Here is a 20,473-nt window from a genome sequence, read left to right on the forward strand (position 1 = left end):
GTAAATTTTGGGTTATTTTGTTTTTAGCCAAACAATTCTTTTAAATCTTTAATAATACCTATTAGTGAAGCTGCACTTAAAAATAAACCTATAATTGTCAGTCTTGTCGCAAATTTATATCTTTTTTTGCTTTCTATCAAATTTGTCAGTTCTACAACCTGCATTTTTATTTCATTGTGTATATCATTAACATGATAATTTTTTTCAATTATACTCCAAATGTCGTATAGTTGGTGACGGTCTTGTTTGACTGGATTGCTAAAAAAACAGTTCAAATCAAAATCGTAAATTTCATTTCTAGTATTTATCATTTCGTTAAAAGAATTGTTTTTATAAGATTTGGAAACCTTTCGTAAAATTTCGTTTGACTTTTTGTTATAGGCTAATGCTATTAAAAATAGCAAAAGAGTTTTTTCAAATTTATTTGTATTGTTAAAATTGCATTTGTCATACCATAAAAAGCCCTTTTCACAAACTACAACCTTAATATCGCTATCGTATGAGTTATGGTCGGAAATTTTCAGTGTTTTTGACCCTCTAAGTGCTTTTGAAACATCAATATCGCTTAATTCTTGCTTTGAATAATGGCAGGTATATTGAGTTTTTTCCTCGGTATTGTTTTTAACCAAAAAATAAAATCCAAATATTGAATAAAGTTTCGTATATTTGGATTTATAAATAAAAATTTTATCGCTAACACTATCGTGCAAAAATGAGATTTTTGTTTCATCTTTTTTGTAATTTTCTAAATTATCCATTTTATCCATTGGAATAATACTATATGTCAAATCCATATTTTGCCTTTAAAATTTTGATTATTTTAAAATTTGCGAATTTTAAAAATTCGCAAATTTTGTATAATTCTCACAGACCACCAAAGAGCGCTTCGAGATTTTTTAATCCCTCTTCGTTTGATACTTTTTCGCTTGATGCGCCTGTTTCGATTAGCTCGATTTCATAGCCACTTAGCATTGAGGCTAGGCGGATATTTAGGCCGTTTTTGCCGATAGCTTTGGATTTTTGGTCAGGGTTGATATAAACAATTGCTTTGTTTTCATCTGTGATTTTGACCGAATTTACAATCGCAGGCGCCATTGCGCGCGAGATTAAAATTTCAGGCGAGGCAGAGTATTCAAACGCGTCTATGCTCTCTCCGCCAGCTTTTTTGTCCTCTTCGCTTAAATTTTTGCTCAAAAACTTACTCACAGCGTCGATTCTAGTGCCACCTTTGCCTACGGTTGCGCCCACTGGATCGATATTTGGCGAAACTGAGCTAAGAGCTATTTTCGTGCGTTTGCCCGGAATCCTAGCGCATGCTTGGATTATGACGCTTCCGTCTTTGATTTCAGGCACTTCTGTGCGTAAAATCGCCTCTAAAAATTTAGGGCTTGTGCGCGAAAGCTCTAATTTTATGCCTTGATTTTTGTCGATATAGGCGTTTTTGATGACGGCTTGGACGACATCGCCCACTTTGAAACTCTCGCCTTTTATGCGGTTTTTTTGTGGCATGTAGGCTTTGATATCGTCGATTTCGACAAATGTCGTTTCGCTAGCGTCGATTTTGGTGACGGTGCCGTGGGCTAGGGTGCCGATTTTGTTTTTATAGCTTTCGAAAATTTTCTCTTCGAGTAGGCGTTGGATATGGTAATTTAGCTCTTTTGCCAAAACCTGCGAAGCTGTGCGGCCGAGATTTTCGATATTTATATCATAGCTTAGCTCGTCGCCAATCTCAGCGTCCCCATGCTTTTTGGCTTCGCTAATTGCGATGAAATTATCCTGTCCTGCGCGCTCGTCATTATCGGCTACGACCTGGACTTTTTGGTAGAGTTTGACCTTTTTAGTAACGGGATCTACCTCGCTGTCGTAGATAAACTGCTCGCCAAATAGCCTTTTTGCGGTTTGGATAAAGGCTGTTTTGACCCGTGCGCCCACATCTGCGGGATCAAGTCCTTTTTCGTTTGCGATAGACTCGATTATGTCTGTGATTTTTTCCATAATTTTCCTTTTCTTACACTGCTAAATTTTGGGATTTTTAAAATTTTCGAGTTCGGTATTATATTAAATTTAGACTTTATTTTTATTTAAACGAATTATTATATTAATTTTGCTAAACTCATCAGTTTAAAATTTGAAATACGAAAGGATGAAGCAATGCAAGTAAAACTCGCTAGAACTAGCCTAGAAGCGAAGCCAAAGAGTGCAAAAGTCGAAGATTTGGAAGCTCAAATCGCAAAAAGTGGTCAAAAAATTTTCTATTTAGATAGAGAAAATTCGCATAAAGATATCATTGCGTTGATAGAATTTTTCGAAAAAAAGGGATTTTCGGTCTATCAAAGAAGCGTGTATTATGGTCTAAATGAAAACGAATATATGTATGAGGTGCATATAGTTTGAAAAAATTTCTCTACATACAAACCCTCGGTTGTGCGATGAATGTGCGTGATAGCGAGCACATCATCGCCGAACTAAAAAACCAAAATTACGAACTCACAAACGATATTAACATTGCTGATTTAATCCTTATAAACACCTGCTCTGTGCGTGAAAAGCCCGTGCATAAGCTTTTTAGCGAGATTGGCGCATTTGACAAAGTTCGCAAGGCTGGCTCAAAAATCGGAGTTTGTGGCTGCACTGCTAGCCACTTGGGCGCTGAAATTTTCAGGCGCGCTCCGTTCGTGGATTTCGTCCTAGGCGCACGAAATGTATCGAAAATCTCGCAAGCTGTGCAAACGCCAAAATTTATTAGCACCGATATAAACTACGATGAGAGCGAGTTTGCCTTTGGCGAATTTCGGGGCAGTCCTTACAAATCATACATAAATATTATGATTGGTTGCGACAAAAAATGTTCGTATTGTATCGTGCCACAAACCAGAGGCGACGAGCTCTCAATCCCAGCAAAAATCATACTTGATGAGGCGCGCAGAAGTGCCCAGCGTGGGGCAAAAGAGATATTTTTGCTCGGTCAAAATGTCAATAACTATGGCAAAAGATTTTCCAATGCGCACGAAAAAATCGATTTTAGCGACCTTTTAGTAAGGCTAAGCGAGATTGAGGGGATTGAGCGGATTCGCTTTACTAGCCCGCACCCGCTTCACATGGACGATAAATTTTTAGAAGTTTTTAGCTCAAATTCTAAAATTTGCAAATCCATGCACATGCCACTACAAAGCGGTTCGACTAAGGTTTTGCGCGATATGAGGCGTGGATATAGCAAGGAGTGGTTCCTTGATCGCGCGCTAAAACTGCGAGATTTATGCCCAGATGTGAGCATTAGCACCGATATCATCGTGGCTTATCCGACGGAGAGCGAGGCGGATTTCGCCGATACGATTGATGTGCTAAAACAGGTGAAATTCGAGCAGGTTTTTAGCTTTAAATTTAGTCCGCGTCCGCACACGCCAGCGCAGAATTTAGTGCTAATCGACGATAAAGTCGCAAGTGCGCGCCTTAGCTATTTGCAGGGTCTGCATAATGAAATTTTAGATGAGATTATGAGCGCGCAGGTAGGTAGAGGGCACGAGGTGTATTTCGAGGAACTGCGCGAAAACAATCAAGTAGCTGGCAGAAGTTTTTCGAATTTTTTGGTTTGCGTAAATGGTAGCGAGGAACTGCTTGGGCGCACACTAAATGTAAAAATCGAAAAAGCCGCTAGAATGGCACTTTATGGAAAAGTTACCCTTTAAAAAACGCATTATCTTTTTTTGTGTAGAATATATTGGGACTTTTTTGATACGCTTGATTTATCTTACTTGTAGGGTTAAATTTAGCGATACAAAATTATCAGATGAAACTTGCGTGGTGGTGTTTTGGCACGGCAGACTTGCAATGATGCCTTTTGCCTATCTTCGCTACTGGAAACGGTATTATGGCGAAAAAAGAAAGGTAAAGGTCATCATCTCGGACCACAAAGACGGCGAGATTATCACGAGAGTGATTTCGCATTTTGGTATTGGCGCGATTAGAGGATCGAGCTCCAAAGGCGCAGTTAGGGCGCTGATGAACGCATTTAGCGAAATCAAAAACGGCGTAGATGTCATCATCACCCCAGATGGTCCCAGAGGTCCAAGACACAGCGTCGCAGACGGAGCTGTCACGATCGCGCAGAAAAAAAATCTCAAAATTTACGCGCTAAATTACGAAGCGAGCCGTTTTTGGGAGTTTAGAAGCTGGGATAAAATGGTCTTGCCAAAGCCCTTTTCGCGCATAAATTACAGCCTAAGCGAGCCACTAGATATCGCTGGATTGGGGCTAGAAGAGGCGAAAGAGAAAATAGCAAATTTGCTTTTTGCTCAGGCCGAAAAAGATAAAAATTTCGATTTTTAGTTTTGCATAAACGATTTTTGGTATAATTAGCATTTTTTAGGAGAAAAAATGGGACTTTTCAAGGCTAAATCTTTTCTAAGCGTGGCGCAAAATGATAGCGAGTGCGAATTTGTTTTTAGAAAACTTGGATTTAGTAAAAAAATCGTAGATGAAAAGACGCTCAAATTTAGCGTCGATAGTGCAACTGATTTTGCGGCGCAAATGGCGGAATTTAGGCAAGGGATTGCCAAAAGTTTGCACGCAAATATACTAATCGACGATCCAGCGCAAAGGGTGATTTTTTCTAGCGAGCCTAAAAGGACTGACGAGTGCTTTTATCAAAGCGTCGATAGCGATTTTACCGTGGAATTCCCGCGCAGTGCGACAACGGGGAGCGACGAGAAATTCGGCGCGAGCTTCAACTCTTATGAAAGCCTTTTTAAGGTGCTTTATTTTTTATACAAAAATCAGCATGAAATCGATAGTGTCGCGATGTTTGTGCTTAAATTTAACGACCGCGTGGCGTTTTTGGTGGCAAACAAAAAACGCGCTCTTTATGCCGATATGATTCTCATAGATGACGAGATGAAGGGCATGATGAGCGATAGCGATGAGTTGTTTTATGAGATTTTAAATTTCCAAATCGACAATTTTTACCAGTCAAAAAACAGCGAGTTTTTGACAAATGTTTTCATTTACTCAGACGGCACGCTCAGCAATGAGATCGGCTATGTGATTTTTACACGAATCCATATCAAAACAAATCTTATCAACCTAAATTTCGCCGATTTTATCAACAAAATCGCTATGGTCGAGGCCAGAAATTAGCCCTTCGCACTCTGCTAAAATTTCGCTTCTAGCGAAAATATAGGGGCGAATTAGTGGCGGAATTTTTAAAATTCGGCATTTTTCTTTGAATTTTTTATCCATTTTTGTTTTCTCAAATGGGGCGACGAAGTAGAATTTTTCGTTTTTGCAAACGCAAATTTTACCCGAAAGGACGCAGTCTGTTTTTTGGATTTCTTTTCGTTGATTTTGGCTAAGAACGACGCCTAAAATTTTACACGCTTTATCGATTAAATTTAGGCTTTTTTGCGAATTTTCAAGCACAAAAAATTTATCTTTTTGATATACAAATTCGCCCATTAAATTTGCTTTGTCGAGCGATAAAAACTCAAAACTTTTGGCTAAATTTAAAGCGTATTTTTCTACGAATTTATCGCTAAATTCAGCCCTTACGGCGTTCCTTGCAAATTTAGTATTTTTGTTTGAAATATCGTTAAAAAATTTGATTTTATTTTCGCTTAAAAACTCTAAAATTTGCGTTTTGCTGACATTATAAAATGGTCGCACGATAGCGTAATTTGTGCGATTTTCGATTTTTTCAAAGCCAAGCAGATTTGCTAGACCTGCGCCTCGTCCAAGTTGCATTAAAAACCACTCAAATTTATCGTTTAATTGGTGCGCTGTGATAAGTGTGTCGTGTCCGAATTTAGCGCAGATTTCATCAAAAAAATCGTAGCGAATTTTGCGCGCAGTATTTTCGAAATCGCCTGAATTTTCTAAATTTAGCGGAGCAGTTTTGATATAAATTTTAACGCCAAATTTATCGCAAAGCTCTTTTGCAGAAATTTCTTCTAAATCGCTATTTTCGCGGGTTTTATAATTTATCAAAGCACAATCAAATTTAACGCCCAAATTTAAAAGCGTATAAAAAAGCGCCGTGCTGTCGCTTCCATGCGAAAAAGCAAGTAAATTTTTCCTACCACGCAAAAAGTCCAAAATTTCGGTGTCAATGTTTAAGGTTTTCAAAATCTTTCTTTCTAAAAATATCTGTAATGATAGCTAAAAAGTGATTAATTTTGAATTTTTTTGTCATTGAGAGACTTTGTGAAAGCAAAGTCGTGGCAATCCAGCAAATGGCAAAGCCGTTTTTGTAGGGTTGGCATTTGCCCCACCATTTTGATTTGCCAAATTTTTTGGTGGGCAAGGATACCCACCCTACGCTTCTAGCCGTTTATTTACTGTTATTATCAAATTTTTCTTTTAATTCTATCAATAAATTTTTGAAATCGTTATCATGTAAATACTCAGCAAATTCTATTAAAATATTAAAGCCTTTATTGTTAATATTGTTTATAAGCAATTTTTGTTGATTGCAATCTGATTCTAATAGCTTTTTAAAGCTGTTTATTATATATTCATATTCTACATAATCTTTAAGCAGAATATTATTTGTATCGCAAAACCACCATAGATTAAATGTTTCATATATAAATTTATTTTGGTTTATTTTATTATCATTAAATTCTTTCTCCAATTTTTTAAAATCTTTATAATATACTCTTTCTGCTTCTGTTTTTGCTGTTTCAAATAAAAGTTTATTGAATTTTTTCTCAACCAAAAAATCAGACCATTTACCCACAATATTATTTTTTGCAGTATGTTCTTTTATTTTTTCTAAGCATAATTCTAAATCTTTCATATATTGCCTTTATTGATATTGAGTAATTTTTACTTTTAAGGTTTTTCCGTCATCTGCATAACGAGCAGAGTAACTTAAAGATAAATTAAGTAATTTGGCTTCACAACGCGATTCTCTATCTTGTTGTTCAATAGTATCGATTTCAGTTGGCATTGCTTGTTTTAGTTTCTCTATATCTTTAAGCAATTTTTCTTTGTTAATATCCTTGCACACATAAAATTGCATCACTTCTTCGACTGACAGCTTATCTTTTATGGCAGCGCAAGCACAATAACCGACTCCGGCTCTGGGGCAAATATCGCTTGAAACTATTATTTTTTTCACGGTTTCTTTTACATCGGTATCGCCACAACTTGGGGCTTTTGGTTTTGCTCCTATTCCGTCATCGCCACAACCATAAAACAACATTGCACCAAAAATCATACAAATCAAATGTTTTTTCATTTTTACACCTTTAATAAAAAATCTTACTATTATACCAAGCTTTTACTTAAATCTTATAAAATTTAAGGAATATATCCTTTTAAAATTAAAAATATAAGTATTATTTCCTTTGTTAGATACAAAAACTTTTATCCGTATAATTTCTGCAAAATTCAAGGATAAAAAATGCCAAAAAAATTAACAAAACGAGATATTTGTGGGATTTTGGGGATTGATACAAAAACGCTGTATAATTGGCGTAAAAACAAGCCCGAACTTTATCGCATTGTTATGCTTGGATTTAAATTTGATGAACTTCTGAAAGCCCACGAAGAAATTTACACTGAACTTTTAAAAATAGCCGAAGAAAATAGGGAATTTAGGTTGAAATAGTTTTGTCATTGCGAGAATTTGCGTAGCAAATTTGAAGCAATCCAGCAACGGCGAAGCCGTTTTTTTAAAATCAAACATTATTTAAATTTACTGGATTGCTTCGTTTTACTTCGTAAAACTCGCAATGACATTAAATTTGTTTTGTAATTTTCCCTATGAGTTTTCCGCCGACGAATTCGCTAATCTCGCACTCATATAGCTGTCCGATTTGCAAATTTTCAATCTCGCTTTCGTTGATTAAAATCTCGCCGTCGATGTCTTTGTCCCAAAGAGCTAGTTTTGCGCCGTAAAAAAACTCGCCTTCTGAGCTAATGCCTGTGATTTCCACGCTTTGCGTGGTGCCTACAAGCCCGGAAAAACTCGCCAAAATCGCTTTATCCACGATTTTTTCGATTTTATTTAGCCGTTTTGTGATAACGCGAGTTGGAATTTGCTCCATTTCACAACTTGCCGTGTCTTCTTCTTTGGAGTAGGCAAAGGCTGAAATTCTATCAAATTTAAACTCGCTTAAAAACTCGCAAAGCTCGTTAAATTCCGCTTCGCTCTCGCCCGGGTGCCCGATTATCACGCCGGTTCGCAAAAACGAATTTGGAGCAGAGCGCATTAAATTTAGCAAATTTAAAATTTCATTTTTAGCATTTCCACGCTTCATAATTTTTAGCATTTCGTCATTTATGTGCTGGATTGGCATATCGAAATAATTCACAAAAACGGGTGAGCTTATGATAGTTTTAATCAAATTTTCGCTCGTCGTGGTCGGATAAAGATAAAGAATTCGCGCAAATTTCACACCCTCAATCTTTTCAATGCGATTTATAAGCGCGATTAGCCCGTCTTTTTCGCCTCTATCTCGCCCATAGCTGCTCGTATCTTGCGCGATAAAGCTAAAATCATAAAATCCCTGTGCGACCAAATCCCTGACTTCGGCTTCGATGTCATCTAAACTGCGACTTTTTAGTCGCCCTTTGAAGCTTGGAATCGCGCAAAAACTGCATTTTTGGTTGCACCCTTCGGCGATTTTAATGTAAGCGTGAAAATTTGAGCCAGTGATTACCCTTTTTTGCGTGGTTTGCAAGTAAGTATTTGGCGAAAATAGATTTTGTTTTTTGAGTATCATCTCGTCTATTTTATCGTAGTCGCCGACACCGCTGAAAATATCGACTTCGGGAAGCTCACGCATAAGCTCGTCTTTATAACGCTCCATCAAACAGCCAGTTACAACCAAAACGCCGTTTTTTTTCTTAAATTCTGCGAGTTCTAGGATTGTGCGGATACTTTCTTGCTTCGCCGAAGCGATAAATCCACAGGTATTTACTATCATGACATCGGCGTTTTGGGGCTCGGAGACGATTTCGTAGTTTTGCAACCTACCTAGCATAATCTCGCTATCGACGAGATTTTTATTGCACCCAAGTGAGACTAAATAAAGTTTTGGCATCTTTACAACCAAATATTATCGATTAGGCGAGTTTTGCCGACCTTTGCGGCGACAAGGATAATGGTGTTTTTAGGCTCGATTTGGTCTAAAATTTCGAAATTTCTATTTACAAACGCGATATAATCGACCTCTAATGGCTCTAAAATCGAAAGCATTTTATCCTTTAAAATGCTCGTGCTAATCTCGCCTTTGGCGATTAGATTGCTAGCGTTTAAGAGAGAGCGCGAAATTTTAAGCGCTAGCATTTTTTCCTCTTCGTCCAAATACGCATTGCGCGAGCTCAGAGCCAGCCCGTCGCTCTCTCTGACGATTTCGCACGGCACGATATTAATATCCATTAAAAAGCTTTTTACCATATTTTGCACGATAAAGAGCTGTTGGGCGTCCTTTTTGCCCATATAGACATTGTTTGGGCGAACGATATTGAAAAATTTATTCAGCACCATACACACGCCGTCGAAGTGCCCTGGGCGGGTTTTGCCCTCCAAAATTTCAGATGTCGGGCGCACCGCTATGATTGTTGGTTCATTATCTGTGTAAATTTCGCTAACTTCTGGGATAAACATAGCGTTGATATCTAAATTTTCGCAAATTTTAATATCTGCTTCTTCGTTTTTTGGATATTTTTCGTAATCCTCGCCCGGTAAAAACTGCGTAGGATTTACGAAGGTCGATACGATTACGATGTCGTTTTCGTTTCTGGCTTGTTTGATTAGGCTTATGTGTCCAGCGTGTAAAGCCCCCATTGTAGGGACAAATCCCACATTACCACAGGCATTGGCACGAAATGCTCGTAACTCTTCTACTGTTCTTATGATTTGCATATTTACTTCCAAATTTTGAAATTTAAAGGGCGATTATAACTCAAAAAAATTAAAATTTAACTCTGGGTTAAAAGGGTTAAAAGCTTTAAGCTGTTATAATCTCGCAAAAAATTTAAAGGCAAAACTTGGATAATTACGAATATAGCGAACTTTTGAAAAACCTTGACATAAAAATCAATAATATTAGCTCGATTATCAAACCAGATGAAATTAGCGCGCGCTTAGAGGAAATTTCAAAAATCGAAGCGGACGAGAAATTTTGGAGCGATGTGAAGCTAGCAACTCAAATCGGACGCGAAAAGACCAAAATCAGCTCGGTTTTGGCGAAATTTAAAAAGGCAAATTCTGCGCTTGATGATGCGCGTGAAATTTACGAATTAGCCCTTAGCGAAAATGATGATGATACGATAAACGACCTTTTCGAGGGCGCAAGCGAGCTGGAAGAGGAAATTTCAAATTTAGAGTTAGCGATGATGCTCGGTGGCGATGACGATGACAAAAACGCGATTATCACTATCCACCCAGGAGCTGGTGGGACAGAGAGTTGCGACTGGGCGGGCATGCTGTATCGTATGTATAGCAGGTTTTGCGAGAGAGAGGGCTTTAAGGTAGAGGTTTTGGACTTCCAAGAGGGCGATGAAGCGGGGATTAAAGATGTAAGCTTTATCGTGCGTGGCGAAAACGCCTATGGGTATTTAAAGGCCGAAAACGGAATCCACCGCCTAGTGCGAACCAGTCCATTTGATAGTGCAGGGCGTAGGCACACGAGCTTTTCAAGCGTCATGGTAAGCCCTGAGCTAAACGATGATATTGAGATAAATATCGAGGATAAGGACATTAAAATCGATGTTTTTCGCGCTAGTGGGGCAGGTGGGCAGCACATCAACAAAACAGAAAGTGCTGTTCGCATAACTCACTTAGCCACTGGGATTGTGGTGAATTGTCAAAACGATAGAAGCCAACACAAAAATAAAGAAACGGCAATGAAGGTGCTAAAATCGCGACTTTACGAGCTTGAACTTATGAAAAAACGAGAAGCAAGCGATAGTATCGAAAAAAGCGATATTGGCTGGGGACATCAGATTCGCTCTTATGTGCTTTTCCCGTATCAGCAGGTCAAGGACAACCGCTCAGGCGAGGCGTTTAGCCAAACCGATGCGATACTTGACGGCGATATAAAAAAGCTAATCGAGGGCGTTTTAATTTCGCAAGCAAACAAACAATAAATTTCATTAGAAAGGATTAATATGAGTGAAGAGGGAATTCTTCTAGCATTAGGTTATACTTCAAGCGAGGCGGTGATAGCGCAACTTCGCGGTATTTTGTCAAAATGTGATTTCACAGACACAGAGTTGGAGCACATCGTTACACTAAACGATAAGCTTAAAATTTATGATGCTTACATCGCTATGTCAAATACAAATCCGTATTTTAAAATCAAAAATGAGGCCGCTACAAAAGAGCGCAAAGAGGCTGTTGTAGATATGATCAAGGCTTGGTCGGATAAATTTAATATAGCCTTAGAAAAAGTGCCGAACAAAGACACTTACTATATCTTAGGCAGATAAGGATAGCTTATGAAAAATTTAATCGCTGTGATGATTGCAGGATTATTTTTAGCAGGTTGTGTCAGCAATGCACCAAAAAGCGCAGTAAGCGCGCCAAAGGCTGGAAAATACAGCTATAATGAGGTGCAAGATGGAATCCGTCAGGTAAAAATCGAGGGTAATATTGTCCAAAGTGACGCTTGCAAAAATGGCAATGAACAATTATGTTTTAGTTTTGCCGAGCAAATGTATGCCAAGGGTGATTATGCATCTTCTGCGTTCGCTTACAACGCATTGTGCGCATACGCCCAAAACTATCCAGCTTGCATGAAATTAGCTGAGATGTTTGAAAAAGGTCAAGGTGTGCAACAAAACACATTTAATGCGATTGACATTTATACAAAAACTTGCTACCACGGATACAAAAACGCTTGCGCAAATATGAGACGCTTGGGTTATAACGGCTAAATTTAGCCAAATTTTGGGCGAAATTTTAAAATTTATCAAATTTCGCCCTAGCTTTCAAATTTAAATTTCATAAACAAAAAATTTAATCACGCAAATGTAAAATTCGCTCCGATTTCATAAAGGAGATACAAAATGAAAATTTTAAAATTTGCAATTCTTGGCGCGATTGTCGGTTTGTTTTTCACAGGCTGTGCGCACACGAGAGCCTCAGGTAGCGTGGTGTATGATAGCGGAAGTCCGTATTATAGGGGGTATTACGAGAGCGATTATTACTATGACAGAGGATATCGCCGTCGCCCTGTGATTTATGATAGACGCCCAGTGATCGTGGATAGGCGTCCTGTCGTGGTAGATAGACGCCCAGTCGTGGTTCGGGACAATCGCCACAGCCATATAAATACTCGCCCGCACACTCGCCCAGCCATCTCTTCACGCCCGCATAATCACCGCCTAGGCGATAAATCAATCCGCCACGAGCGCGAAATCCGCAAAATTCATGCTAACAACGGCGAGCGCGAAATGAATTTGCGCCGTGCTAAAAGAGAGACGCAGTTTAGCAGAGCAAATTCGAGTGGCAGAGAAATCAAAAGGCGCGAACGCGAGGCTAGAGGGTTTGATAATGACAACGGCGAACGCCACAGAAGCGCACACAGAGATATAAAACGCAGAACAAGATAGATGAAATTTGGCTAAATTCATTGAAATTTAGCCAAATTTGGCTGTTAAATTTAGCCAAATTCTTACGAAATTTTAAATTTTAAAATTCCCTATTTGCATTTGAAAGCATTAATTTTATGCGGTTTTCTTGATTTACCGCACTTGCGCCCGGGTCGTAGTCGATTGCGGCGATGTTGGCGTCTGGGTAGTTTTGCTTGATTTTGCGTATCATACCGCGCGCGATGATATGATTTGGCAGACAGCCAAATGGCTGGGCGCAGACGACATTTTGCACGCCTTGCTTCATAAATTCGACCATTTCAGCTGTGAGTAGCCACCCTTCGCCCATTTTCACGCCGTGGCTGATATATCCCTCAGCGGCTGCACGCACCTCTTTAAATGGCGTTGGCGGACGAAATCCGTGTTTTTTCATAGCGCGAATTAATTTTTTTTGGCAAAATTCTAAAATTTTAGCAACCCCAAGACTACCCCAATACGCCGCACCGCCCTTGCCATAGAGCTTTTTGTCATACACAGCATCATAAATGCAAGTCAGCACGAAATCCATTAGCCCGGTATTTACGGGTTCTGCGTTTTCTTTGATGAGGTAGGCGTTTAGGCCGTTGTTGCCGATAGGGGAGTATTTCAGATAGATTTCGCCCACGATACCAACCCTGATTTTTGGCTCGCCCAAACGCTCTATTTTGGCGAAATTTTGCAGGATATGGCCAAAATTTTTATTTAGTTTGAAAAATGATTTTTGATTTGTCAAATTTGCGATAAATTCGACCATTTTTTCGTAAATTTCGTTTGTTTGGTTAGGAATTTTTTCGTATGGTTTGCACTGATTGTATAAATTCATCATCAAATCGCCGTAAAAAATCGCCACAAACAGCTTGATTAGCGCCATTTTGCTCAGCGCAAATCCATTTTCATCTAGCGAGCCAAAATTTAGCGAGATCACCGGCACATAGCCAAAACCGCTCTCATTTAGGGCTTTGCGAAGCAAATTTATATAGTTGCTCGCCCTGCATCCGCCACCCGTTTGGCTTATCAGAAGTGCGACCTTGTGCGTGTCAAATTCGCCACTTTTTAGCGCGTCGATAAACTGCCCGATTACGAGCAGGGCAGGGTAGCACATATCGTTATGGACATTTCGCAAGCCCTCCTCGACGATGTTTGCGCGATTGTCCCGTAAAAGCACGCTTTTATACCCCTCATCAGCCAAAACGCTTTTCATAAAGCGAAAATGCGGATCGATCATCGTAGGGATTAAAATCGTGTGAGTGCTTTTCATATCTTTTGTAAATTTCGCAAACATCATTAGCCTTTTTGTATAAATTGAGCTTTTTCGCGCTCTAACATTGTCGCTTTTAGCGAGCGTAGGCGGATTTTGACTGCGCCCAGATTTGTAACTTCGTCGATTTTAAGCTGAGTGTAAATTTTGCCATTTGCGCGTAGCAGATCGCGCACTTCATCGCCTGTAATCGCGTCTATCCCGCACCCAAAGCTTACGAGTTGCACGAGTTGCATTTTAGGGTATTTGCAGATAAATCTAGCCGCGCTATACAGCCTGGCGTGGTATGTCCATTGATTTAGTGATTTGGTTTGAACCTGCATTAGTGGCAGGCTATCCTCGCTTAGCACGATAAATCCGAGAGAATTTAAGTAGCGATCAATCCCGTGATTTACGCTTTTGTCGATATGATATGGTCTGCCAGCAAGCACGATTGCGCTCAAATTTTGCTCGCGGATTAAATTTAGGGTTTCTTCGCCTTTGATTAGAATAGTGTTTTTGTAGTTTTCTAGCTCTTTTTTGCCCTGAAATACGGCATTTTTGATGACATCAAGCTTAAATTTAAACCCTAAATTTGCTAACTCTTTTCGCATAGTTTTGGCAAAAAAATCAGGCGAATTTAAATCTAGGTGAGGATATGAAAACGCTACTTCATCTAGCGCGCTGACATTTGCCTTGATTAGTTCTGGATAATACGCTACCACAGGGCAGTTGTAGCAGTTTTCGCTGATATTTTCGTCTAGGTTGTAGCTCATGCACGGATAAAATATAAAATCGACATTTTGCGCTAGCAAGTCGTAGATATGCCCATGCACGCTTTTGGCTGGGTAGCAGACTGTGTCGCTTGGTATGCTTTGATTGGCTAAAAACAGCGTCTCTTTGCGCGGTTTGCGAGATAGAGCGACGCTCATACCTAAATTTTCAAAAAACGCACTCCAAAACGGAATCATCTCATACATATTCAAAACAAGCGGAATTCCGACCTTTGGCGCGCCCTCTTTTGGGAGCTTTTTGTATTTTTTCAAAAGCTCGTTTTTAAACTCGAACAAATTCGTAATATCGTTTCTGATAGCCTTACCTGCGCCTCTTTCGCATTTATTTCCGGTGATAAATTTCGAATTTTCAAAATGCGTGATTGTAAGCGGGCATTTGTTCGTGCAAAGCTTGCAGGTATCAAATTCGCTTTTGTGCGTAAATATTGCTAGTTTTTCGCTCGTGATTAAATTTGAGCTAATTGGCGCGTTATCTCGCGCAAAAAGCGCAGCCCCATACGCGCCCATAAGCTCGCTAATATCGAGCCTGATGACATTTTTGCCAAGCTCTTTTTCAAAGGCTCTTAGCACGGCATTGTTTAAAAATGTCCCGCCCTGAACCACGATATTTTGCCCCAAATCGTCAGAATTTCGCACACGAATTACCTTGTAAATCGCGTTTTTAATCACGCTAATTGCAAGTCCTGCGCTGATATCTTCCACGCTCGCGCCGTCTTTTTGGGCCTGTTTGACAGATGAGTTCATAAAGACCGTGCAACGACTGCCAAGCTTGGCTGGGTGCGAGGCGAAAAGCCCCATTTTGGCGAAATTTTTGATTTCATGGCCTAGCGAATTCGAAAATGTTTGCAAAAACGACCCGCACCCTGAACTGCACGCCTCATTTAGCACGATAGAATCGATATTACCGTCTTTTATCGAAAAGCATTTGATATCTTGTCCGCCGATATCGATGATAAAATCGACCTTTGGGTTGAAGTGGCGCGCCGCGCTGTAATGCGCGATAGTCTCGACTATGCCGTAATCAAAGCCAAATGCGGTTTTGATTAGCTCCTCGCCATATCCTGTAACGCCTGAGCTTTTGATTTTTATGCGCGAGCCACAAAGGGCGTAAATTTCGGCTAGTTTTTCTTGCAAGATATTTATCGGATCGCCCTTGTTTGATGAGTAAAATTTGTATAAAAGCTCGTAATTTTCGCCGATTAAAACGACCTTAATCGTCGTGCTGCCGCAATCCACGCCCAAATACGCGCTCCCAGAGTATGAGGCGATGTCGGCTTTGGGGACACTCGCTTTTTCGTGGCGAGCGATAAATTCGTCAAATTCAGCCTGCGAGCTAAACAGAGGCTCCTCTGATTCTAAAAGCTCTTTGTTTGGGCTTTTTTGCAAAAGTTCTATGATTTTGTCCAAATTTAGCGCGGTGCCTGTTTTTTTGGCATAAATCGCTGAACCATACGCCACGAAAAATGGCCCGATATCAGGGAAGGTGGCGTTTTCGTCGCTTAAATTTAGCGCCTCTTTGAAGCGTTTTTGCAAACCTTTTAAGAAAAATAGCGGTCCGCCTAGAAACAAAATATTGCCCTTAACCTCGCGTCCTTGCGCAAGTCCGGCGATTGTCTGCTCGACTACGGCTGCGTAAATGCTCGCACTTATGTCTTCTTTGCGCACGCCTTGATTTAGAAGTGGCTGAATATCGCTTTTGGCAAAAACCCCGCACCGAGAGGCGATAGGGTAAATTTTGCTCGCGTTAAAGCTTAGTTTGTCAAGTTCAGCGATATCTAAATTTAGCAAATTTGTCATTTGATCGATAAACGCGCCAGTTCCGCCCGCGCACGAGCCGTTCATACGCTCCTCGACCCCGCCTGTGAGAAATATAATTTTCGCGTCCTCGCCACCTAGTTCGATGACGATATCGGTTTTAGGAAACATCTGCCTAACTCCTAGCGAAGTGGCATAAACCTCTTGGACAAAGGGAATTTCGCAGTTTTTGGCGATACCCATACCGGCTGAACCTGCTATGGAGAGGCTGAAATTTTCGTTTGGATATCTTTTTTGGATTTCTAAAATTCTCTGTAAAACTAGCTCTTTTGGTTTGGCTAAGTGTCTTTGGTAGGTTTTTTCTAAAATTTCATTATTTTCATTTAAAATTACTGTTTTTACAGTCGTGGAACCAACATCAATGCCTAGATATATCATAATTCATCACTTTTGAAAATTTTATTGAAATTTTACAAAATTTATTAAAAAAATAAGCTATGTAAAATTTAAATTTCGTGATTTTATACATTGTTTTTAAACGAAAATAAAATAATGATAGATTTTATCTCATTAGCGAGATAAAATCCTATTTTGCGCAAATTTGCGCTGAATTTTGGGCTAAAATTATTTTCTAAGCTCTTTAATTTTAGCAGCTTTACCTTGTCTGTTGCGTAGATAAAATAGTTTTGATCTGCGGACACGACCACGGCGTAATACTTCGATATTTTCGATACTTTCGCTGTAAATTGGGAAAATTCTCTCTACGCCAACGCTGTTAGCACCGATTTTGCGGATGATAAATGTCTCGCTTACGCCTTCGCCGCGTCTAGCGATACATACGCCCTCGAAATTTTGAACACGGCTTTTGTCGCCTTCTTTGATTCTGATAGCGACTTTTAGTGTATCGCCAGCACGAAAATCAGGCACAACTTTGTTTGCAATTTGAGCATCTTCAAATGCTTGAATATACTTGTTTTTCATAAAATGTCCTTTATTTTTTGGCGATTTTTCGGTACATATCCACCCGAAAGTACCTAGTTTTCATTAGCGCCATTTGATTTTTTAAACTGTGCATTTTAGCGTGATTACCCTTTAAAAACTCTGAAATTATAGATAAATTTTTAAAAATATCAGGTTTTGTGAAAGAGGGTGCCTCTAAAAGCCCATCTTCGAAGCTCTCTTCATCAAGCGAGGCAGTATTTCCCAAAACACCGGCTAAATTTCGGCTTATAGCGTCGCTCATGCACAGCGCGCCAAGCTCGCCACCAGTTAAGACAAAATCCCCTATGCAAAAAACTTCGCTGACATACTCTTCGATTATGCGCTCGTCGATTCCTTCGTATCTGCCACAAATAAAGCAAATTTCGCTCTGCCTGGCTAGGCGTTTTGCGTCGTTTTGGGTAAATTTTTTGCCAACTGGGGTTAGGTAGATGATTTTTGCGTTTGGGGAAGTTTTTTTAAACTCATCAAGCGTCCTAGCTAGGGGTTCGGTGCCGATTAAAAGACCTGCGCCTCCGCCTATCATATAATCATCGACCTTTTTGTATTTGTTGGCAGTAAATTCTCTGGGATTTAAAAAATTTAGCTCGATAATGCCCTTATCAACGGCTCGTTTTAAAATCGAGTCCTCAAAATATGGTTGGATTAAATTTGGAAAAAGGCTTACGAAGGTAAATTTCATGAATTTTCTAAAATCGCCTTAGCGTTTTTGGTTAAAATTTTGCGCTCATCAAGCGAAATTTGAACTACAAAATTATCTAGGTATGGCACAAAAAATGTGCTAGCAAGCCCCAAATTTACAAGCTCGCTCGCTGTTTTTACCTCAAAAAGATACGCACTGCCACTCTCCATTATGTTGCTTACCTCGCCCAAAATTTCGCCATCTTCGCAAACGCTAAGCCCCAAAATATCAAAATAGAAAAATTCGCTTTTTTTTAGCGGGCAGTTTTTTCTAGTGTTTTCGATAGTTTGATAAAGGGTTTTATTTACTAAATTTTGGGCTAGTTCAATGCTCTCAAAACCTACGAATTTCACAGTGGAATTTGATTGTAAAAATGCAGAAATTTCCAAAACGGTGCCATCTTGTAAGTAAAATTTGGCACCTTTTTTAAATTGTTTTGGGAAATCGCTTTTATCGTGAAGTCGCAATGCGCCTTTTAGGCCGACTGTTTTGCCGAGCTTAGCGACTTCGAGCAGGTTTTCAGGCATCTTTGGCTTTAACCGTGATTTTGTAGTTACTCGGATCCTTGGCCTTATAGCCCATGATGACCGTTTTTATGGCGTTAATCATTTTGCCGTCTTTGCCGATAAGTTTGCCAGTATCGGCCTTATCAGCGTAGATGATAATCTCTGTGAAATTATCGCCAGATTTTAGCTCGGTAGAAATCGAGTCTGGGTGATCTACGATGAGTTTTGCGTATTCTTTTATAAAGTTTTCAACCATGATTATTTGCTTGTGATTTGAGCAACTCTATCGCTTAGTTTAGCGCCTACGCTTTTCCAGTAAGCTAGTCTTTCGCTATCTACTTTGACATTGTTTTCGTCTTTTAGAGGGTTATAATAACCGATAGTCTCGATAAAACCGCCGTCGCGTCTTTTTCTGCTATCTGTTACAACTATACGATAAAAAGGTTTTTTCTTTCTACCTAATCTTGTTAGTCTAACAACTGTTGCCATTTTTTCTCCTTGAAATTTTTAAAGTTTTAGAACTTGTAAATACCCAAAATTTGGGCATTGATAAGCTCTAAAACCGAGAATTATCTCGGTTTTTGCACAATCGAGGCTAGCCCTTGCATACCGCCTTTTGACGAGAATTTTTTAGCAAGTTTTGCTGCGTTTGTGAATTGTTTCAAAAATCTATTGACCTCGACTTGCGATAAACCTGCGCCTTGGGCAAGTCTGCGTTTGCGAGAATTGTTCAATAAATCTGGATTTTCGCGCTCTTTTGGCGTCATAGAATCAATCATTGCTTTAATATGTCTAATCTCTTTTGAATTTTCCAAGTCGATATCTTGGATTTTGTTTGCCATGCCAGAAAGTCCAGGAATCATGCCGATTAAATTTTTCATATTTCCTAGCTTTTTGACGCTTTCAAGTTGAGAAATAAAGTCGTTGAAATTAAATTCGCCTTTTTTGATTTTTTTGTTTAATTTTTTTGCCTCTTTTTCATCGAAAACAGCCGCTGTTTTCTCGACCAATGTCGCTAAATCGCCCTCTCCCATGATACGGCTAGTGATACGATCTGGTATGAAGCCCTCTAAATCAGCGACCTTCTCGCCTGTTCCGATAAATCTAAGTGGAATTCCTAACTGATGTGCGATTCCAAGGGCGATTCCGCCTTTTGTATCGGCGTCAAATTTGCTCAAAATCACACCGCTGATTTCAAGCACTTCGTTAAATTTAGCCGCTGTTTTCACGCCGTCTTGACCGCTCATCGCATCAGCGACATAGAAAATTTCATGCGGGTTAATCTCTTTTTTGATATTTGAAATTTGCTCCATTAGCGCTTCGTCGATTGCGAGGCGTCCAGCAGTATCGACTAAAAGCACATCATATAATCCAGCTTTTGCCTTTGCAAGGGCCTCTTTTGCGACTTTGATAGGGTTTGTTTCGTTATCTAGGGCAAATAAATCAATTTCGTTTGCTTCGCAAAGTTGTTTTAGTTGCTCGACGGCTGCGAGGCGTTGCAAGTCGCAAGCCGCGATTAGCACTTTCTTTTTTCTAAGTTTTAAGAAATTTGCGAGTTTTACTGTCGTGGTTGATTTACCACTACCTTGAAGACCTGCCATAAGCACGATTGTAGGGTTTGTATCAGCAAAAACAAAGCCTTGATTGCTACCTTTTGGCGCTGTTAAAATCATGGTTAGGTTGTTTTTGATTGAATCTAAAAATTGCTTTTGACCGATTCCGTTGATTTTGACATCGGCTTCTACTAATGCTATGAAATCTTTGGTTACTTTGTGATGAACATCTGCCTTCAAAAGTGCCTTTTTGAGGGTGTCAAGCGCGTTTTTGAGCGCTTTTTCATCATCGATTGTTTTTAGCTTATTAACTGCGTTTTTAAATGATTCACTGATTATCTCAAACACTATCGTTCCCTTATAAAATT

Annotated in this window: 24 protein-coding genes; 9 read left to right on the forward strand and 15 right to left on the reverse strand. The window is 39.5% G+C overall.

Translation table 11 applies throughout. The features are described 5' to 3' along the window. Window positions 1-23 precede the first annotated feature (23 nt). Both OFO07_RS03560 and nusA read right to left on the reverse strand, forming a co-directional pair. Window positions 24-767 carry a hypothetical protein gene (locus OFO07_RS03560; protein WP_270870958.1) on the reverse strand — a complete coding sequence of 248 codons (744 nt, stop codon included), beginning with the start codon at window positions 765-767 and terminating at the stop codon, window positions 24-26. A gap of 97 nt (window positions 768-864) precedes the next feature. Beyond that, the gene (nusA, locus tag OFO07_RS03565; protein ID WP_270870959.1) at window positions 865-1,995 is read right to left on the reverse strand and encodes a transcription termination factor NusA; all 1,131 of its coding nucleotides are present in this window, start codon (window positions 1,993-1,995) and stop codon (window positions 865-867) included. 156 nt (window positions 1,996-2,151) lie between these two features. On the opposite strand from nusA, the gene OFO07_RS03570 reads away from it, so the two are divergent. The 4 genes from OFO07_RS03570 to OFO07_RS03585 are packed head-to-tail and all read left to right on the forward strand — an operon-like array spanning window position 2,152 to window position 5,133. Further along, on the forward strand, window positions 2,152-2,394 hold the full coding sequence (locus tag OFO07_RS03570) for an HP0268 family nuclease (RefSeq protein ID WP_270858271.1): 243 nt from the start codon (window positions 2,152-2,154) through the stop codon (window positions 2,392-2,394). Further along, window positions 2,391-3,686, forward strand: coding sequence for a tRNA (N6-isopentenyl adenosine(37)-C2)-methylthiotransferase MiaB (miaB, locus tag OFO07_RS03575; protein WP_270865081.1), 1,296 nt, complete (start codon window positions 2,391-2,393; stop codon window positions 3,684-3,686). The genes OFO07_RS03570 and miaB overlap by 4 nt, the downstream gene beginning before the upstream one ends. Further along, window positions 3,667-4,326: a lysophospholipid acyltransferase family protein gene (locus OFO07_RS03580; RefSeq protein WP_270870960.1), complete on the forward strand. Its 660-nt coding sequence runs from the start codon at window positions 3,667-3,669 to the stop codon at window positions 4,324-4,326. The genes miaB and OFO07_RS03580 overlap by 20 nt, the downstream gene beginning before the upstream one ends. A 48-nt stretch (window positions 4,327-4,374) precedes the next feature. Continuing rightward, window positions 4,375-5,133, forward strand: coding sequence for a hypothetical protein (locus OFO07_RS03585; protein WP_270865083.1), 759 nt, complete (start codon window positions 4,375-4,377; stop codon window positions 5,131-5,133). Here the strand turns inward: OFO07_RS03585 and tilS are convergent. From tilS to OFO07_RS03600, 3 genes are all read right to left on the reverse strand, one after another. After that, window positions 5,080-6,117 carry a tRNA lysidine(34) synthetase TilS gene (gene tilS / locus OFO07_RS03590; RefSeq protein ID WP_270870961.1) on the reverse strand — a complete coding sequence of 346 codons (1,038 nt, stop codon included), beginning with the start codon at window positions 6,115-6,117 and terminating at the stop codon, window positions 5,080-5,082. The two genes, OFO07_RS03585 and tilS, sit on opposite strands and share 54 nt — an antisense overlap. A 205-nt stretch (window positions 6,118-6,322) precedes the next feature. Next, window positions 6,323-6,790 (reverse strand): hypothetical protein, encoded by a 468-nt coding sequence (locus OFO07_RS03595; protein ID WP_270870962.1) that lies wholly within the window; start codon window positions 6,788-6,790, stop codon window positions 6,323-6,325. Between the two features lie 9 nt (window positions 6,791-6,799). Then, complete coding sequence (locus tag OFO07_RS03600) at window positions 6,800-7,234, reverse strand: hypothetical protein (protein WP_270870963.1); 435 nt, start codon at window positions 7,232-7,234, stop codon at window positions 6,800-6,802. Between the two features lie 165 nt (window positions 7,235-7,399). On the opposite strand from OFO07_RS03600, the gene OFO07_RS03605 reads away from it, so the two are divergent. Then, window positions 7,400-7,606, forward strand: coding sequence for a transcriptional regulator (locus tag OFO07_RS03605; protein ID WP_270858265.1), 207 nt, complete (start codon window positions 7,400-7,402; stop codon window positions 7,604-7,606). 130 nt (window positions 7,607-7,736) lie between these two features. On the opposite strand, the gene rimO is transcribed toward OFO07_RS03605, so the two are convergent. Both rimO and panC read right to left on the reverse strand, forming a co-directional pair. Further along, the gene (gene rimO, locus OFO07_RS03610; RefSeq protein ID WP_270870964.1) at window positions 7,737-9,044 is read right to left on the reverse strand and encodes a 30S ribosomal protein S12 methylthiotransferase RimO; all 1,308 of its coding nucleotides are present in this window, start codon (window positions 9,042-9,044) and stop codon (window positions 7,737-7,739) included. 2 nt (window positions 9,045-9,046) lie between these two features. Continuing rightward, window positions 9,047-9,868 carry a pantoate--beta-alanine ligase gene (panC, locus tag OFO07_RS03615; protein WP_270858263.1) on the reverse strand — a complete coding sequence of 274 codons (822 nt, stop codon included), beginning with the start codon at window positions 9,866-9,868 and terminating at the stop codon, window positions 9,047-9,049. Window positions 9,869-9,993: 125 nt separating this feature from the next. Between panC and prfB the strand changes: the two genes are divergently transcribed. The 4 genes from prfB (at window position 9,994) to OFO07_RS03635 (ending at window position 12,561) form a co-directional block, all read left to right on the forward strand. Further along, a complete protein-coding gene (gene prfB, locus OFO07_RS03620) occupies window positions 9,994-11,094 on the forward strand; it encodes a peptide chain release factor 2 (protein ID WP_270858262.1) in 1,101 nt (366 codons plus the stop codon). Window positions 11,095-11,115: 21 nt separating this feature from the next. Beyond that, on the forward strand, window positions 11,116-11,436 hold the full coding sequence (locus OFO07_RS03625) for a type II secretion system protein (RefSeq protein WP_270858261.1): 321 nt from the start codon (window positions 11,116-11,118) through the stop codon (window positions 11,434-11,436). Window positions 11,437-11,445: 9 nt separating this feature from the next. Further along, a complete protein-coding gene (locus tag OFO07_RS03630; RefSeq protein WP_270870965.1) occupies window positions 11,446-11,883 on the forward strand; it encodes a hypothetical protein in 438 nt (145 codons plus the stop codon). A 132-nt stretch (window positions 11,884-12,015) separates the two neighbouring features. Continuing rightward, entirely contained in the window at window positions 12,016-12,561 is a 546-nt protein-coding gene (locus OFO07_RS03635) for a hypothetical protein (protein ID WP_270870966.1), read from the forward strand. 79 nt (window positions 12,562-12,640) lie between these two features. On the opposite strand, the gene OFO07_RS03640 is transcribed toward OFO07_RS03635, so the two are convergent. From OFO07_RS03640 to ffh, 8 genes are all read right to left on the reverse strand, one after another. Then, entirely contained in the window at window positions 12,641-13,861 is a 1,221-nt protein-coding gene (locus tag OFO07_RS03640; RefSeq protein ID WP_270870967.1) for a 2-hydroxyacyl-CoA dehydratase, read from the reverse strand. A 2-nt stretch (window positions 13,862-13,863) separates the two neighbouring features. Then, on the reverse strand, window positions 13,864-16,803 hold the full coding sequence (locus OFO07_RS03645) for an acyl-CoA dehydratase activase (RefSeq protein ID WP_270870968.1): 2,940 nt from the start codon (window positions 16,801-16,803) through the stop codon (window positions 13,864-13,866). 186 nt (window positions 16,804-16,989) lie between these two features. Beyond that, the gene (rplS, locus tag OFO07_RS03650; RefSeq protein ID WP_270858256.1) at window positions 16,990-17,346 is read right to left on the reverse strand and encodes a 50S ribosomal protein L19; all 357 of its coding nucleotides are present in this window, start codon (window positions 17,344-17,346) and stop codon (window positions 16,990-16,992) included. 10 nt (window positions 17,347-17,356) lie between these two features. Beyond that, entirely contained in the window at window positions 17,357-18,046 is a 690-nt protein-coding gene (gene trmD / locus OFO07_RS03655; RefSeq protein WP_270870969.1) for a tRNA (guanosine(37)-N1)-methyltransferase TrmD, read from the reverse strand. Next, the gene (rimM, locus tag OFO07_RS03660; protein ID WP_270870970.1) at window positions 18,043-18,573 is read right to left on the reverse strand and encodes a ribosome maturation factor RimM; all 531 of its coding nucleotides are present in this window, start codon (window positions 18,571-18,573) and stop codon (window positions 18,043-18,045) included. Before rimM ends, trmD begins: the two co-directional genes overlap by 4 nt. Then, on the reverse strand, window positions 18,566-18,808 hold the full coding sequence (locus tag OFO07_RS03665) for a KH domain-containing protein (RefSeq protein WP_270858253.1): 243 nt from the start codon (window positions 18,806-18,808) through the stop codon (window positions 18,566-18,568). The genes rimM and OFO07_RS03665 overlap by 8 nt, the downstream gene beginning before the upstream one ends. Window positions 18,809-18,810: 2 nt before the next feature. After that, the gene (gene rpsP, locus OFO07_RS03670; protein WP_270858252.1) at window positions 18,811-19,041 is read right to left on the reverse strand and encodes a 30S ribosomal protein S16; all 231 of its coding nucleotides are present in this window, start codon (window positions 19,039-19,041) and stop codon (window positions 18,811-18,813) included. An 80-nt stretch (window positions 19,042-19,121) separates the two neighbouring features. After that, window positions 19,122-20,453 (reverse strand): signal recognition particle protein, encoded by a 1,332-nt coding sequence (gene ffh / locus OFO07_RS03675; protein ID WP_270865094.1) that lies wholly within the window; start codon window positions 20,451-20,453, stop codon window positions 19,122-19,124. Window positions 20,454-20,473 lie beyond the last annotated feature (20 nt).

It is taken from the genome of Campylobacter sp. JMF_06 NA1, from assembly GCF_027737785.1.
GTDB lineage: Bacteria > Campylobacterota > Campylobacteria > Campylobacterales > Campylobacteraceae > Campylobacter_B.

Bases quoted from the DNA above. Each gene is read 5' to 3' on its own strand.
- OFO07_RS03560 (WP_270870958.1), bottom strand. From the start codon at position 767: ATGGATAAAATGGATAATTTAGAAAATTACAAAAAAGATGAAACAAAA.
- nusA (WP_270870959.1), bottom strand. From the start codon at position 1,995: ATGGAAAAAATCACAGACATAATCGAGTCTATCGCAAACGAAAAAGGA.
- OFO07_RS03570 (WP_270858271.1), top strand. From the start codon at position 2,152: ATGCAAGTAAAACTCGCTAGAACTAGCCTAGAAGCGAAGCCAAAGAGT.
- OFO07_RS03580 (WP_270870960.1), top strand. From the start codon at position 3,667: ATGGAAAAGTTACCCTTTAAAAAACGCATTATCTTTTTTTGTGTAGAA.
- OFO07_RS03585 (WP_270865083.1), top strand. From the start codon at position 4,375: ATGGGACTTTTCAAGGCTAAATCTTTTCTAAGCGTGGCGCAAAATGAT.
- OFO07_RS03595 (WP_270870962.1), bottom strand. From the start codon at position 6,790: ATGAAAGATTTAGAATTATGCTTAGAAAAAATAAAAGAACATACTGCA.
- OFO07_RS03600 (WP_270870963.1), bottom strand. From the start codon at position 7,234: ATGAAAAAACATTTGATTTGTATGATTTTTGGTGCAATGTTGTTTTAT.
- OFO07_RS03605 (WP_270858265.1), top strand. From the start codon at position 7,400: ATGCCAAAAAAATTAACAAAACGAGATATTTGTGGGATTTTGGGGATT.
- rimO (WP_270870964.1), bottom strand. From the start codon at position 9,044: ATGCCAAAACTTTATTTAGTCTCACTTGGGTGCAATAAAAATCTCGTC.
- panC (WP_270858263.1), bottom strand. From the start codon at position 9,868: ATGCAAATCATAAGAACAGTAGAAGAGTTACGAGCATTTCGTGCCAAT.
- OFO07_RS03625 (WP_270858261.1), top strand. From the start codon at position 11,116: ATGAGTGAAGAGGGAATTCTTCTAGCATTAGGTTATACTTCAAGCGAG.
- OFO07_RS03630 (WP_270870965.1), top strand. From the start codon at position 11,446: ATGAAAAATTTAATCGCTGTGATGATTGCAGGATTATTTTTAGCAGGT.
- OFO07_RS03635 (WP_270870966.1), top strand. From the start codon at position 12,016: ATGAAAATTTTAAAATTTGCAATTCTTGGCGCGATTGTCGGTTTGTTT.
- OFO07_RS03640 (WP_270870967.1), bottom strand. From the start codon at position 13,861: ATGTTTGCGAAATTTACAAAAGATATGAAAAGCACTCACACGATTTTA.
- OFO07_RS03645 (WP_270870968.1), bottom strand. From the start codon at position 16,803: ATGATATATCTAGGCATTGATGTTGGTTCCACGACTGTAAAAACAGTA.
- rplS (WP_270858256.1), bottom strand. From the start codon at position 17,346: ATGAAAAACAAGTATATTCAAGCATTTGAAGATGCTCAAATTGCAAAC.
- trmD (WP_270870969.1), bottom strand. From the start codon at position 18,046: ATGAAATTTACCTTCGTAAGCCTTTTTCCAAATTTAATCCAACCATAT.
- rimM (WP_270870970.1), bottom strand. From the start codon at position 18,573: ATGCCTGAAAACCTGCTCGAAGTCGCTAAGCTCGGCAAAACAGTCGGC.
- OFO07_RS03665 (WP_270858253.1), bottom strand. From the start codon at position 18,808: ATGGTTGAAAACTTTATAAAAGAATACGCAAAACTCATCGTAGATCAC.
- rpsP (WP_270858252.1), bottom strand. From the start codon at position 19,041: ATGGCAACAGTTGTTAGACTAACAAGATTAGGTAGAAAGAAAAAACCT.